Consider the following 14198-nt stretch of genomic DNA (forward strand, 5'->3'; position numbering starts at 1 on the left):
ATCAACTCGCGCACAGACCGGTCAGGAGCGGGTGGCGTCTGCTGCTTCGGCGTGTCGCTGTGTCGGCAGTGACGCATAGACTCAGAGAGCCATGACCGAAGCTCCTCTCATCGTTCCAGGAAACGACAACCCTCGTCCCTCGGGGGCAAATAATCTCCTCGCCGGATTGAACCCTCAGCAGCTCGAAGCTGTCACCTACCGCGGGCCTGCTCTGCTGATCGTTGCAGGCGCTGGGTCGGGCAAAACCAGCGTGCTCACACGGCGGATCGCGTCGTTGCTGCGAAGCCACGAAGCATGGCCTAGCCAGATTCTTGCGATTACGTTCACGAACAAGGCCGCTGGCGAGATGCGTGAGCGCGTCGCTGGTTTGATCGGTGATGCTGCTCGGGGCATGTGGATCTCGACCTTCCACTCCGCGTGCGTCCGAATTCTGCGCCGCGAAGCTGATCAGTTTGGCTACACCAAGTCGTTCACGATCTACGACTCCGGCGACTCGCGTGCGCTGCTTAAGAGGTTGGTCAAAGACCACCAGGCAGACGCGTACGGGCTCACGCCAGCAGCGGTGCAGTCGCGCATCTCCAAACTGAAGAATGAGCTCTCAGACGCCGAGTCGTTCGCGCGTCAGGCCAACATGAGTGATCCGGCAGAGCGAGTGTTCGTCGAGGTTTTTGCCGACTACCAACGGCAGTTGCAGAAAGCTAATGCGTTTGACTTCGATGACCTCATCGGACAGACCGTGTACTTGTTCCGAGCATTCCCCCAGGTCGCCGATGCCTACCGTCGCCGGTTCCGGCATATTTTGGTCGATGAGTATCAGGACACCAACCATGCGCAGTATGCGCTGATCCACGAGCTGACGCGTCCTGTCTCGAACGCCGCTGGCGCGGCACCAGAGCCATATGCCTCCAACGGCATGATGATCTTCGAGCCTGACCCTTCGACAAGCTCAGGGACCCAGGGTGGCTCAGGGGCCCAGGGTAGCTCGACGGACGACGGGGGAGCATCGCTCACCGTCGTGGGTGACTCTGACCAGTCCATCTACGCCTTCCGGGGCGCCGACATTCGTAACATCAGCGAGTTCGAGCGTGACTTTCCCGGCGCACGCGTGGTGATGCTCGAGCAGAACTACCGCTCCACGCAGAACATCCTCTCGGCTGCCAACGCGGTGATCGGCAACAACTTCGATCGCAAAGAGAAAAAGCTCTGGAGCGATAAAGGCGACGGCGACAAGATCATCGGCTTCACCGGCTACTCGCAACACGACGAAGCGCAGTTCGTGGCGGATGAAGTCGAAGCATTACACCGCGCGGGTATGGCCTATTCAGAGATGGCGGTTTTCTACCGCACCAACTCGCAGTCTCGTGCGCTTGAAGAGATCTTCATCCGCTCGGCAGTGCCATACAAGATCATGGGCGGGACGAAGTTCTACGACCGCGCCGAGATCAAAGACGCACTCGCATACCTCGTTGCCGTCGCGAATCCGGCAGACGATATGGCTGTGCGGCGCATTCTGAATAAGCCGCGACGGGGGATCGGCGACGTCACAGAGACGGCCATTGCACGCTTTGCCGAGACGAATGACCTCAGCTTCCGCGACGCGTTGTCGATGCCAGGTCAGCTGGGTGTCGGGCCCAAGATCCAGGCAGCTATCGCACAGCTCGATGCGGTTCTTACCGAGGCAGCCTCGATCATGACCCCGGCAACGGGTGAGCTGCCGCCGCCCACAGCGGTCGCTGATGGTCTGAGCGTGCTGCTGTCGAAGAGCGGTTACCTCGATACGCTGCGTGCTAGTCGCGACCCGCAAGATGAAGCGCGCGTAGAGAACTTAGACGAATTTGTTGCCGTTGCCAGAGACTTCGCGCGCAACAATCCCGAGGGCACGATTGTCGACTTCTTGACCGAGGTGGCATTGGTCTCGGACGCCGATGATCTCGATGACGAATCCGGCTCGGTGTCGATGATGACGATGCACACCGCTAAGGGGCTCGAATACGACGCGGTTTTCGTTACCGGTGTCGAAGAAGACCTCATCCCGCACCGCATCTCGGCGGGCGAGCCTGGGGGACCACAGGAGGAACGTCGACTCTTCTATGTCGGCATCACTCGTGCCCGCAAGCGCCTGCACCTGTCTCTCGCGATGACACGGGCACAGTTTGGCGAGGTGACGGTGGCGATGCCGAGCCGTTTCCTGCAAGAGATTCCGGCAGGCCTCATCGACTGGCGCCAGTCTCCCGGCGACGTGAATTCGCGAGGCGGCATGCAGTCTCGCGCGCTGAACGCACGACGGCAGGGCGGCTTCGGCGGTTCGGGGAATGGTGCGAATGATCGGTTCGCGGTTAAAGCTCTCCCGGGGCGCGACAACCTCAAGCCGCTCTCGACCGCTATGGATAAGTTCCCCAACCGTGTCACCGCCAAGATGCGAGACAACGGCGACCTCGAACTGGCCACAGGAGACCGCATCCGTCACGTCGACTTTGGGGAGGGACGCGTCGATGCGGTGACCGGTGAAGGTGCCAAGCGCATCGCTCACGTGCGGTTTGACTCCGCTGGGCAGAAGAAGCTCCTCATCAAAGTTGCACCGATCGAGAAGATCTAACGACTCAGAAAACGTTGCGTCTGCGGCGGAACCTGCGCCGGATTGCCGGTTAGGCTGGCTGATATGGCCCTCTTCTCTCGCCGCAAGAAGTCCGATGACGACGCCACCGCCCCGGAAGCAGACACAAGTGTCGTAGCCGACCAGGGTGTTACCCCCGATGTTTCGTCGCAGGTCGCCGCACCGTCGATTGGCATCTCGGTGCAGGCGTTTCGTGGTGTGGGGGAAGCAGCAGGTCCAGAAGTGACCTTGCCAGACCCCGACGCACCGGCGACCACCGCGCCTCGTCAGGCACAGCAACAGCAGCCACAAGCTCAGCAGCAACCGAAAAACCCGCCAGTGCAACCAGCCGCACCTCAGGAGCGTCGTCTGCCGCTCGCGCCCGTTCTTCCGCCTGAGCAGACAGAAACTGTCGCGGGGATGAAAGACAATGTCTTGCTGCGCGAGGCGCTCACGGAGATTGAAGCGGGCGCGACGAACGACCAACTTCTCGGTGTGATGCGACAGGCATTGCAAGGGCACATGTACATCCGCGTGAACGGTGACGCGCGCGCCCAGATCAGCGAGGGCAAGCCGCTATCGGTCGCCGTCGTGCGCGACAACGACGACCGTCAGTTCATGCTCGCCTTCAGCTCTGCCCGCGCCGTGCGCGACTCTGTTCAGCAAGAGGCCGACCCCGCAGCGACTTCCGCCGTCGCGCAGCCGGTGACTTCGGTACTCCAGCAAGTAGTCTCTGGGGACTTCGCCGGTCTGATCGTTGACAATGCGTCGGCACCGAATCGTGTTGTTTTCCCGACGGAGCTGTTGCAGAAGACGCTCGAGCAGGCCGATGTCGACATGACTGTGAAGACACTTCTGGCGACTCCACGTGAGCAAGACACCGCAGCGAAGGTAGGCGAAGCGCTCGCTGTGAAGCGCATGTGGGTCGCGGTAAACGACGGCTCCGGCAGCGGTCAGGTGGGCATTGCCGAGGCGCAGACCCCCGATGGACGGCGCTTCCTCCAGCTGTTCTCGCACCCGCTGGAGGTCATTGCTCTCGGGCGCGGCGATCGTCCGCTTCCGTTCGAGCCAGACCAGCTGGCAAAGGTGCTCACCAGCCATGCCGAGATGGCTGGCGTGATCATCGACTCCGCTGGTCCGTCGATCATCGTTGAGCGGGATGCTCTCACGCCAGTGTTGGTGCTCGCCGTCGACCTCGGCGACTGACGAGAGCTGGCAGGGAACCTGGGGCGCGCGGGGGTTCCGTCTGTCCCAGGTGCGCTCTAGGGTCAGAGCATGGCTTCAGAACGGGTGACTCTCACAGTCGTTGATGCAGACGAAGAACGCGACGTGGTGCTCTCCAGCCCGAACAAAGTTGTGTGGCCAGATCTTGGCATCACCAAGGCCGAGCTCGCCGAGTACTCCCAAATCGTGGCCCCCGCCTTTCTCGCGTCAAATGGCAACAGGCCGGTGTCGCTTGAGCGGTTCCGGGATGGGGTGGGATCCGCCGAGGGGTTCTTTTCGAAGAACCCGCCTAAAGGCACGCCTGGCTACGTGGATGCGGTCACGGTGACCTACAACAGTGGGCGTAAGCATCCGCAGATCGTGCTCAATCGCACAAGTGCGATCGTTTGGGCAGTGCAGATGAACACGATCGTGTTCCACCCGTGGGCTTCGCTTGCGACCGACGTCGACAACCCGGTTGAGTTGCGAATCGATCTTGATCCGCAACCAGGAACCGACTTCGCGGATGCGGTCGTCGCCGCAAACACACTGCGAGAGGTACTGCGGGAAGCAGGGCTCGAAGCGTTCGCCAAGACCAGCGGAAACCGGGGGTTGCACGTCTTTGCGCCCATCGCGCCGACGCATGAGTTCTTAGATGTGCGGCATGCGGTAGTTGCGGCAGGGCGCGAGCTGGAACGACGAATGCCCCATCAGGTCACCACCAATTGGTGGAAAGAAGAGCGAGGCGAGCGCATCTTCGTCGACTTCAATCAGGCCAATCGAGACCGCACCATGGCCGGGGCGTATAGTCCCCGGGCGATTCCTGGCGCGACAGTTTCGACGCCGGTGCACTGGGAAGAGCTCGAAGATTTGGATCCGCACGCGTTCACGGTGCGTAGTGTTCCCGACCGCCTGCGAGACATCGGCGATCCGTGGGCCCAGATGCACGCCGAGAGTGGGCGAATCGACACTCTGCTGGAGTGGTGGGAACGCGATAAAGAGAACGGCCTGGGAGAGCTTCCTTTTCCTCCAGACTTTCCGAAGATGCCGGGGGAGCCGCCCCGAGTGCAGCCCAGCAAGAAGGTTGCCGCGCACTGGGAAGCCGATGGAACAGCTACGGGCAAGAAGTAGGCGACATCAGCGCAACACGTCGGCGAGATCGTATCCGGCGACCGTGTCTAGCTGCTCGTACGTGCATGATCTCGCATCACGGTCGGGGCGCCAGCGCTCGAACTGCACGGTGTGGCGAAAGCGGGTGCCCTCGAGTTGGTCGTACCGCACTTCTAACACGAGTTCTGGCCGAAGGGGAACGAACGAGACATCCTTCGATCCGCTGAAGCGGGACCGCTCGCCCTCTGCGGTGGCGATCTCGCCTTCTGCGTTTCGCTCCACCAGCGGTGCGAGTTCGTCGATCAGCTCCTGGCGGCGTGCATTGCTCCACGCCGCTACTCCGCCGACCTGACGCAGCACGCCTTCGTGATCGAAGAGCCCCACAAGCAGTGATCCGACGCCTGATCCGGACTTGTGGACGCGGTAGCCGAGCGCGACCACATCGGCCGTGCGTGCATGTTTGATCTTGAACAACGTGCGCTTGCCGGGAGAGTACGGCTGATCCAGCGGCTTCGCGACGACCCCATCAAGACCTGCACCCTCGAACTCAGCTAGCCAGCGCGCGGCCGTGTCGCGGTCGCGGGTCGTGCGGGTGAGGTGAAGCGGGTGGTCAACGCCCGCCATCATCGTCTCGAGTCGCGCGCGTCTCGCTTCGAAGGGGTGCGCGAGCAGGTATTCGTCATCCACCGCCAGAAGGTCGAAGGCAATGAACATGGCTGGTGTTTCGGTAGCCAGCTTTGCGATGCGTGTTGCTGCGGGGTGGATGCGCTGGCTCAGGGCCTCCCAGTCCAATCGTTCGGAGCCGGATGAGCCGCGTGCGACAACAATCTCTCCGTCGAGAAGGCATGGTCCTGGTAGGAGCTCAGGAATAGCCTCCACCAGCTCTGGGAAGTACCGGGTGAGGGGCTTCGCCCCTCGGGAGCCGATCTCAACATTCTCACCGTCCCACGCGATGAGCCCGCGAAAGCCGTCCCACTTCGGCTCATAGAGCAGGCCACCCGGGGTTTTTGTCGGGTCTGGAACCGCCGGAACCGATTTTGCGAGCATTGGCGCAGGGATTTCGTACCGCATGTTCCCATCCTGGTCGTCGGACCAGGCCGAAGGAACCCCGGCGTCGGCGTTCATATCTCAGGAAAACCCCGAGGCCGCCAGGCTGCGGAGCCGGTATCCGGCCGGTTTCCGCCGCTCCGGCAACAGAATTCCTGAGTTGTGAACCGGGGGAGATGCACACCAGCACGGATGAGCGCAGGTCAGCCGAACAGGTTCTCCAGGGTGACGGATTCTCCGGCGTCGCGCAGGGCGGTGCGGGCAGCGTGCCAGCCTGCCATCCCATTCACAGAAGGACCGGGAGGGGCCGATGCCGAGGCCAGGTAGACGCCGCGCATGGGCATTCGCCACGGGGCGGGGGAGACCACGGGGCGTCGCAAAGCCTGACGAATGTCGAAAACTCCGCCCGAAATGTCGCCTCCGATCTCCGCGGGGTTGATCGCCTCGCGTGAAGAGGCCGGTATTGCCCTGTGCGCCAGGATGAGGTCGCGGAAGCCCGGCGCGAATCGCTCGACCTGTGCGGTGATGAGTTCGGTGGGATCAAGCGTCGACCCTGCAGGCACATGGATGTAGGCCCACAGCACGGCTTTGCCGGCAGGCGCACGGGAGTCGTCCAAAACCGATGGTTGTACGGCGAGCACGTATGGGTTCTCGCTCACTCGGCCAGCAGTGACAGCGTTTTCGCTGGCCCACACCTCGGCGCGGGTGCCGCCAAGATGCACCGTCGGTGCCTTCGCAACCTCGGGGTTAGTCCAGGGCACAGGTCCGTCGAGTGCGAAATCGACCTTCGCGACCCCAGGGCCATACCGGTAGCTGTCCAGTGCACTGGCGTAGTGGGTGGGCACATCTGGATGCGTGAGGGCCAAGCGCGGCGAGGTGTTCAAGAACAGCAGATCGCCTCGACCAGGATCGCCCCAGTCCAGCGTGCTCAGATTGGAGACGGGCGTGCGCGTCTCCAGAGTGCCTCCGTGCGCCTCGATGTCGGCGACCAGAGCGTCGGCGATGCGCTGCGCACCGCCTCGGGGATACGGCCAACCGCCCGCATGTCCATACGCTGCGAGGAGGAGTCCTGCTGCAGCTCCGGCGAGAGACGGCTGCGGCGAGTTGGCATGAGCCACCACACCAGACATGAGTGCTGCCGCCTCCGCAGTGCGGAATGTGCGCGCGGCGAGTGGAGTGCCCTGATCCAACATTCTGATCGCGTAGCGCACAGCCGTCATCGGATCGCGAGGCATTCGAAGAAGCTGGTTGGTGGTGAAATCGACAACGCCGTCGATATGGACACTCAGCGGGCGCAGACGTGAAAGCCAGGCCGCCCCGTCGACCCCCAGATCGGCCGCGGTGCGATCGATATCGCGCCAGGCGATCGCCGCGCGTCCGCCATCGAGCGGATGCGCGTATGAGGCCTCAGGGTGAATCCACTCCACACGCTGATCGAGTCCGAATGCCTGATAAAACGGCGAGGCAATCGTGGCTGGATGAACGGCAGAGCACACGTCGTGCCGGAATCCAGGAAGAGTGGATTCGTGGGTGCGAACGCCGCCGCCGATGGTCTCTGCGGCCTCCAAAACGCGCACCGCGTATCCGGCGCGCGCGAGCGTCGATGCTGCTGCGAGCCCGTTCGGGCCGGAACCGATAATCGTTGCCTGCGCCATACCGCCAGTTTTGCATGTGCTGAAGGCGAAAACGGTCGAAAGGTACCCTCCGGGCGTGCGATCCTGGAACTGATGAAAGAAGTACAGGGGCCCACCCCCGCAGGCACCTCCCGTCCATATCGTTCGCTCCCGGAAGCACTTCGCGCTCACCGCATCGATCCGTCGAACCATGCGTTCATCGCATCGATTGTTGAAGCGGTCGGCATCAGCTCGTTTATCGATCGAGGTCGCTACATCGAGGCGATCCGTCGTGGTGAAGGGGCGTCTTTGCACATCGGCCGTACCTACACGAACGGCTTCACGGAAGACGAACGCCTCGTCGTCGGGTCCGCTCCACTGCGCCTACAGCCGAGTGAGGGGCGCGCGCCGTATTTCTACGTCAGCCACCCCAGCGAGTTCATTCCGCTGACGCCACCGCGTGCGGCAAAGCGTGCGACCACTCCTCGCGTCTCTGCCCCTCGTTCGCCCTCGTCGAAGCCCGTCGAAGAGCGCGACTATGGCGTCTGCGACGTCTGCTTCATGGTGAAGACGCCATCCGGCGGCTGCGGCTGCGATTGATCTAAGCGAAGGCGCTCATGCCGGTGATGTCACGGCCGAGCAACAGCGCCTGCACGCTTTCCGTGCCCTCGTAGGTGTGGATGGCTTCGATGTCGGCCATGTGCTGCATCACGCCGTTTTCCAACAGAATGCCGTTGCCCCCCAGCATGTCGCGTGCTGTTGAGGCAATGCGCCGCGCGGTGCGTGTGTTGTGGAACTTCGCGAGAGATGCCTGAGTGGGACGCAATTGGCCAGCCGTCTCGAGGTCGGCCATCCGCCGGCAGTACAACTGCATGGCGGTGAGATCTTCCAGCATGTGGGTGAGGCGTTCCTGCACCATCTGGAACTTTGCGAGTGGTTTCCCGAACTGTACCCGCTGGGTCGCGTAGGCCAGTGCAGCTTCATAGCAGGCGGTCGCGTGCCCGAGTGCCGACCACGCGACGCCAGAACGGGTGGCGTACAACACCGTTGACGCATCCTTGAAGCTCTTCGTTCCCGGCAGCACGGCATCGAGCGGCACCCGCACATCGTCGAGCACAATGTGCGCCTGATGGATCGCGCGGAGCGACGCTTTGCCGCGAATCACGGTGCCTGTGTATCCGGGAGTCTCTTGCTCGACGAGGAAGCACCGTACGGCGCCGTGCTCTTCTGCGCCATCGTCGTCGATGCGTGCCCAGACGAAGGTGATCCCTCCGGAGGCACCGTTGCCGATCCATTTCTTCGTGCCGCGGAGCACCCAACCATCGCCGTCGCGGCGAGCTACCGTCTCCAACGAAACCGAGTCCGAGCCGTGGTCTGGTTCTGTCAGCGCAAACGAGCCCAGCACAGACCCATCGGCGAGAGCGGTCAGCCACTTGGCTTGCTGCGCAGGCGATCCAAACAGTGCGAGCGTGCGTAGTGCGAGGCCGCCCTGCACCGCGAGAATCGTGCCCAGTGAGCCGTCGCCGCGGGAGATCTCCATGTTTACGAGCCCGGCTGCGAGCGGGGAAAGCTGGGTAAGAGCGGGGTGCTGAATGCCGTCGACAACCAGATCCATCTCGCCCATGCGTCGCGCCGCGTCGAGCGGATACTCCGCGCGGTCCCAGGCATCCGCCATCTGAGGAGCCACCTCGTCGATGTACGACTTCGCGCGGTCCCACGCGACTCGATCCGCCTCTGGAATGTCGGTGAAGACGGCGTAGTAATCGCTGTCTTGCCGCCCAGTGACGTCGTAAGACGAGACGCGCTCGCCGGGGAACGGGGAAGCTTCAGTGCTCATGGGTGCTCCTTCGTGACACCAAGTATCGTACGCCTTGATACTCGGTTTCACTAACCCCTTAGGTCTCGTCGAGTTCAGACTGCAATCGTCGAGTTACCTCAGCAATCGGCATCGACCGAGGAAAGACCGCCACAACGACGTCATCCGGTGCCGACTTCGCGTCTTCAGCCACGCCGTAGCGACGGCGAACGTCAGCGAGGGCCTTCTGCAGCGTCGCGAGTGGCACCTTGTTATCCCCGCGCAGAAGTTGGCGTAGTACGTGGTTGTGCACGGCGGTCACGAGGGCAGCAAATCCCACGGCGTCCACGGGATCGACTCCGGGCAGTGACTCCCGCAGGTACTCGTCGAACAGTCTTTCGTAGCGGAAAACCGTGATGATCTCGCGTTCCCGCAGCACGGGCACCTCGCGCACGATTTGGTAGCGACGGCGAGCAAGTTGCGGGTCGTCGGCGAAGTGCGCGAAGACCGACTCCGATGCCGCACAGACGGCCGTCCACGGATCGGGGTGCCCTTCATCGAGAAACTCCCTCAGCTGCTCAAGGAGTACCTCATGGTCGGCGAAGACGACATCCTCTTTGCCGCCAAACTGGCGAAAGAATGTGGAGCGGGACACACCGGCAGCCTTCGCTATCTGTTCTACCGACGTTTGGTCGAACCCCTGGGCGCTGAAAAGTTCGAGCGCGGCGGCGACAACGCCGGTGCGCAGTTCTGCGGATTCGTGCATGGCGAAAGCCTAGACCCGAGACCGTTGGGGTTTTGTCGCGACGCCCATCGGCCTATCTTTGTGGGCGCAGTCCGCTGATGCGGTTCCAGAGTTCTACCCGGTGGGTGAAGTCAGTGAGGGCGTCGTTTTCTTCGGTGAATGTGCGCAGCGAGCCGCTGATGAGTTGGGCGCGTTCGTCTTGGATCCAGGATTGGAAGCCGTTTCTCGCGGCGGAGAGAACGATGACGTTTTGTTTGCCGCGGGGGTCTTCGAAAAAGCAGTACCCGACGTACCCGCGAACCTGGAGGTCGGCCTGAACGGTATTGCGGTTCATCGGGGCACTCCGGGGATGTTGAGTTCACGGACGAGGCCGAGGCGCAGATAGAACGACAACGGCAGTGGCAGCAGGAGCTGGATCGCGCCACCGGGGTCACCGAATGCGGGAGCAACAGGGCCGCTGTAGATCGGTTCGTCCCAGCGGTAATAGCCGATTTCGACGAGGTCCTCGAGATCGCGGCGGAGGGTGGCGTCTTGAGAACGTTCATAGGCGTCACGAATTCGGACGCAGTCACCGATGACGACGAATTGGTGGTATGCCGCAGGGTTCTCGACCCAGGGGAGTGAGCGCTGGGGGTACGGGGCTGGCTGCCCGTTTTCAACGACGTACACATAGCGGGTGTTGAGGGGACCATATAGGTCCCATACCGCGGCACCTGCGGGAATGGGCTCGCGGGTGAGGACCTCTCCGTTTGGTCCGATCCATAGCTCAGTCATACGGAATCTCCTTAGATTCTTCGCACAGCGGTGGAATCTCCGCGTTTGTATCCTCGGGCGAGCTTGAGGAAGTGATCGAGCGCTTCGGCTTCTGAACCGTAGCGGCTGAAGTTGTAATGGACGGCGCGTTCGTCGGCTTCCCAGACGACCCATTCGTCTCCGTCGCGGTCAATCCATGCCGAACGATCGGAACGGCCGGTGGGGCCGTACCAGTTTGCGGTCGCGGTGAGCCACTCGTCTTTGATGATTCGTTGCACTTCGTCAGCGGTCAGATCACTCAAACGCAATCTCCTTAGATTCTTCGCACAGCGTTGGAGTCTCCGCGTTTGTATCCTCGTGCGAGTCCCAGAAATGTGCCGAGCGCTTCGGCTTCGGAGCGGTAACGCCTGAAATTGTACTGACCGGCGCGTTCGTCGGCTTCCCAGACCACCCATTCGTCGCCGTCGCGGTCGATCCATGCCGAAAGGCTGTTGCGGCCGGTGGGGCCGTACCAGTTTGCGGTCGCGGTGAGCCACTCATCTTTGATGATGCGTTGCACTTCGTCAGCGGTCAGATCACTCATACGCAATCTCCTTAGATTCTTCGCACAGCGTTGGAATCTCCGCGTTTGTACTTCCGTGCGAGCTTGAGGAAGTGGTCGAGCGCTTCGGCTTCTGAATCGTAGCGGCTGAAGTTGTAATGGACGGCGCGTTCGTCGGCTTCCCAGACGAGCCATTCGTCTCCGTCGCGGTCAATCCATGCCGAACGATCGGAACGGCCGGTGGGGCCGTACCAGTTTGCGGTCGCGGTGAGCCACTCATCTTTGATGATGCGTTGCACCTCGTCAGCGGTCAGATCACTCAAACGCAATCTCCTTAGATTCTTCGCACAGCGGTGGAATCTCCGCGTTTGTATCCTCGTGCGAGTCCCAGAAATGTGCCCAGCGCTTCGGCTTCGGAGCGGTAACGCCTGAAGTTGTAATGGACGGCGCGTTCGTCGGCTTCCCAGACCACCCATTCGTCTCCGTCGCGGTCAATCCATGCCGAACGATCGGAACGGCCGGTGGGGCCGTACCAGTTTGCGGTCGCGGTGAGCCATTCGTCTTTGATGATGCGTTGCACTTCGGCAGCGGTCAGGTCACTCACGTGATCTCCTTCAGTAGTCCCAGAATGATGAGGTGATCGGAGCGGAGGGGAAGTTGCACCTGCACTCCGCCGCCAGCCGAGCCGAAACCGGGAGCAATATCTCCACGATATCCCTGCGCTGACAGGTAGTCGGGGTTGAATTCGTTAGCCAGGAGGTCGTCTTTCACCTGCTGCGAAGCGCCCTCGTATGCCCCGCGCAGGTCGGACATATCGCCGGTCACCTCGTAGCGGTGGTACTGACTCGGGTCCTCCACGAAAGGGAGGGATCGCTGATCGTAGGCGTATGGGCTGCTATCCGGAACGGGAGAGGTGTATCGGCCATCAGACGGACCATAGCGGTCTAACACCTCCCCCACCTGTGGGGTGTACGGAGCCTGGATGGGTTTGCCGTTTGTATCGAGCACGTAGCCGCCACCGGGAACCTGGCTCCAATCGATGCTCCCGTCTGGCAGGAGTACTTCTGGCCCCTTGGGGATCTGGACGTCGGACGGGAGGGTGCCGAAATTGGCGAAGTCGTCGGCGTAATCCGGGTAGCGAAACTCGAGGTACCCCTGGAGTTGTTCGTCGGTGAGAGTGCTCTGACTGCGGATGCTCGGGCCAACGGATGTAGGCCCGTTGGTATGCGGGCTGCCCGGTGGAGAGGTACTACCGGGGTCGCGCGGCGCCCCGCTGCCGGAAGGGGTACGCCCGCCGCCGGGCCCCTGGGAGAAGAGATCGCTGAGTTGCCGAAAAAGCGCCTTGAGCTTGTCCAGATGCTTCGCGAGATCTGCCACCGCGTCAACGAGCTTGACTACCGTGCCGGAAATTCGCGCGACCATGGCTGACACACGGCTCGTGGCCTGCGCGATGACGTAGGGCGTAGCTAAACCTACCGAGACGACGAGCGTGCTCGCATAAGAAATCAGAGACCCCACCAATTGGGAAAGAGTGTCCCGAACAAGCTCATGAACAATCTGCACGATCATGGATGCCATCTCCATGCCCGTCTTCATCCCGCCAGCCCACGAGGCTGCGGCGGAGATGTGAGCTGCAACATCGCCTTGAAGCCGTCGGTAAGCATCGATAGCTTCGCCCGACATCGAGCTCACATCGGCAAGCCGGGAATCGAGCGTCGCGCCCGCCTGCGAGAGATGCTGGGAGATGTTGCCCCAGGTCGCCGCGAACCCGGCAACCTCTCCGGCATCCCCAGTCAGGTCATTGAGCCAGCCCTTGAGTGGCTCCAGATGGTCCATGAGCCAGCCGAGCCCCGCCGCGATGAGCGACCCCAGTGGATCTAACGCCGTCGCGACCGTGTTTGCAAGAGCGGAAAATGACGCGAGTCCACCCGCTATCCAGTCACCGCTCTCGATGGCGTTCACCAGTTCATAGCCGTCTTCGAGCAGCCCGGTGCCGCTGAAAGGTGTTGTCGGATCAATCGGGCCCGACACCAGAGAGGTTGGCGGAGTCACCCTCCCGCCCCATCGACAGATCTGATCAGAGCGTTAATCGTGTCAAGCTGCTGCTGCTCTCCTTCATCGAAGTCATTCGCGAGCCCGCGTAGTTGCTCTTCTGACTGCTCCAGCATCGTTGCTGCTGCGGCTATCGTGCTTGCGGCGATCGAGGAGACGAGCTGAGCGGGTGGCACAAGAAACGCGCACATTAAGCCGAACGCCCCACCGCCGACGTTCATTGATGCAGCGGCGTTCTCGGCAACTCGCACATCAGAGGCGATCTGGCCAACGCGCTGCGCGTGCCTGCGAACAGTCTCCGTGTCTACGGCGATGAGGTCTGCCATCAGCGGTACTCGATCTTCGGCTGGCCGTCTTGGCTCGGATCAGGAAGCTGCGCGATCTCGTCACGCAGGTGCTCAACGACCGCGTCTTCTGCTCCGAAGGCATCGGCCGCGATCGAGACGGCTCGCTCGCCGGCCTTGCGTTGTGCCTGCCCGGCGAGGGACACAATCAAAGCGCCCAGCGCCTCGGGAGAGCGCCCGAGTGCGGCATCTGTCAGCTTCACTTCCGCGAGCCGCCCTGAACTATCCACGGTCACAGCGACGTCGCGTCCAGGGGATGTCGCGCGCTCGCGCACACTAGCGATATCGTCGCGTACCTGGGCTGCCTGTGCAGCGCGACGCTCAGCATCTTGCACCTGTTGCAAGATGCGCTCTCGCGTCGCGATCGGATCCGAGAAGTCGAAGGTGTTGGTCATGTGGCCC

17 protein-coding genes are annotated in these 14198 nt (G+C 62.2%); 4 read left to right on the plus strand and 13 right to left on the minus strand.

Annotated elements, in window-relative coordinates:
• Positions 1-91 precede the first annotated feature (91 nt).
• The 3 genes from AB0O87_RS13030 to ligD all read left to right on the plus strand — a co-directional run bounded on the left by AB0O87_RS13030 (position 92) and on the right by ligD (position 4927).
• On the plus strand, positions 92-2596 hold the full coding sequence (locus AB0O87_RS13030; protein ID WP_363516722.1) for a UvrD-helicase domain-containing protein: 2505 nt from the start codon (positions 92-94) through the stop codon (positions 2594-2596).
• Positions 2597-2659: 63 nt separating this feature from the next.
• Positions 2660-3799: an SseB family protein gene (locus AB0O87_RS13035; RefSeq protein ID WP_363516725.1), complete on the plus strand. Its 1140-nt coding sequence runs from the start codon at positions 2660-2662 to the stop codon at positions 3797-3799.
• Between the two features lie 69 nt (positions 3800-3868).
• Positions 3869-4927, plus strand: a complete 1059-nt coding sequence (ligD, locus tag AB0O87_RS13040; RefSeq protein ID WP_363516728.1) for a non-homologous end-joining DNA ligase — start codon at positions 3869-3871, stop codon at positions 4925-4927.
• Positions 4928-4933: 6 nt separating this feature from the next.
• Here ligD and AB0O87_RS13045 read toward each other — a convergent pair whose 3' ends face one another.
• Positions 4934-5977: an ATP-dependent DNA ligase gene (locus AB0O87_RS13045; RefSeq protein ID WP_363516732.1), complete on the minus strand. Its 1044-nt coding sequence runs from the start codon at positions 5975-5977 to the stop codon at positions 4934-4936.
• Positions 5978-6156: 179 nt separating this feature from the next.
• Entirely contained in the window at positions 6157-7608 is a 1452-nt protein-coding gene (locus tag AB0O87_RS13050; protein ID WP_363516735.1) for an NAD(P)/FAD-dependent oxidoreductase, read from the minus strand.
• 72 nt (positions 7609-7680) lie between these two features.
• Here AB0O87_RS13050 and AB0O87_RS13055 point away from each other — a divergent pair, with 72 nt between their 5' ends.
• Positions 7681-8166 (plus strand): hypothetical protein, encoded by a 486-nt coding sequence (locus AB0O87_RS13055; RefSeq protein WP_363516738.1) that lies wholly within the window; start codon positions 7681-7683, stop codon positions 8164-8166.
• Position 8167: 1 nt separating this feature from the next.
• On the opposite strand, the gene AB0O87_RS13060 is transcribed toward AB0O87_RS13055, so the two are convergent.
• From AB0O87_RS13060 to AB0O87_RS13110, 11 genes are read right to left on the minus strand one after another with little or no spacing between them, the layout of a single operon-like run.
• Positions 8168-9403: an acyl-CoA dehydrogenase family protein gene (locus tag AB0O87_RS13060; protein WP_363516741.1), complete on the minus strand. Its 1236-nt coding sequence runs from the start codon at positions 9401-9403 to the stop codon at positions 8168-8170.
• Between the two features lie 58 nt (positions 9404-9461).
• Positions 9462-10127 (minus strand): TetR family transcriptional regulator, encoded by a 666-nt coding sequence (locus AB0O87_RS13065; protein ID WP_363516744.1) that lies wholly within the window; start codon positions 10125-10127, stop codon positions 9462-9464.
• A gap of 52 nt (positions 10128-10179) precedes the next feature.
• On the minus strand, positions 10180-10440 hold the full coding sequence (locus tag AB0O87_RS13070) for a hypothetical protein (protein WP_363516747.1): 261 nt from the start codon (positions 10438-10440) through the stop codon (positions 10180-10182).
• Positions 10437-10880, minus strand: a complete 444-nt coding sequence (locus AB0O87_RS13075) for a hypothetical protein (RefSeq protein WP_363516750.1) — start codon at positions 10878-10880, stop codon at positions 10437-10439. The genes AB0O87_RS13070 and AB0O87_RS13075 overlap by 4 nt, the downstream gene beginning before the upstream one ends.
• A gap of 11 nt (positions 10881-10891) precedes the next feature.
• Positions 10892-11161, minus strand: coding sequence for a hypothetical protein (locus tag AB0O87_RS13080; protein ID WP_363516753.1), 270 nt, complete (start codon positions 11159-11161; stop codon positions 10892-10894).
• Positions 11162-11172: 11 nt separating this feature from the next.
• Positions 11173-11442: a hypothetical protein gene (locus AB0O87_RS13085; protein ID WP_363516756.1), complete on the minus strand. Its 270-nt coding sequence runs from the start codon at positions 11440-11442 to the stop codon at positions 11173-11175.
• An 11-nt stretch (positions 11443-11453) separates the two neighbouring features.
• Positions 11454-11723 carry a hypothetical protein gene (locus tag AB0O87_RS13090; protein ID WP_363516759.1) on the minus strand — a complete coding sequence of 90 codons (270 nt, stop codon included), beginning with the start codon at positions 11721-11723 and terminating at the stop codon, positions 11454-11456.
• Between the two features lie 11 nt (positions 11724-11734).
• A complete protein-coding gene (locus tag AB0O87_RS13095; protein WP_363516761.1) occupies positions 11735-12004 on the minus strand; it encodes a hypothetical protein in 270 nt (89 codons plus the stop codon).
• On the minus strand, positions 12001-13431 hold the full coding sequence (locus tag AB0O87_RS13100; RefSeq protein ID WP_363516764.1) for a TNT domain-containing protein: 1431 nt from the start codon (positions 13429-13431) through the stop codon (positions 12001-12003). The genes AB0O87_RS13095 and AB0O87_RS13100 overlap by 4 nt, the downstream gene beginning before the upstream one ends.
• A gap of 17 nt (positions 13432-13448) precedes the next feature.
• Positions 13449-13778, minus strand: coding sequence for a type VII secretion target (locus AB0O87_RS13105; protein WP_363516767.1), 330 nt, complete (start codon positions 13776-13778; stop codon positions 13449-13451).
• A complete protein-coding gene (locus AB0O87_RS13110; protein WP_363516770.1) occupies positions 13778-14191 on the minus strand; it encodes a YbaB/EbfC family nucleoid-associated protein in 414 nt (137 codons plus the stop codon). Before AB0O87_RS13110 ends, AB0O87_RS13105 begins: the two co-directional genes overlap by 1 nt.
• Positions 14192-14198 lie beyond the last annotated feature (7 nt).

It is taken from the genome of Microbacterium sp. NPDC076768 (genome assembly GCF_040687205.1).
In the GTDB taxonomy this organism is placed as follows: Bacteria; Actinomycetota; Actinomycetes; order Actinomycetales; family Microbacteriaceae; genus Microbacterium.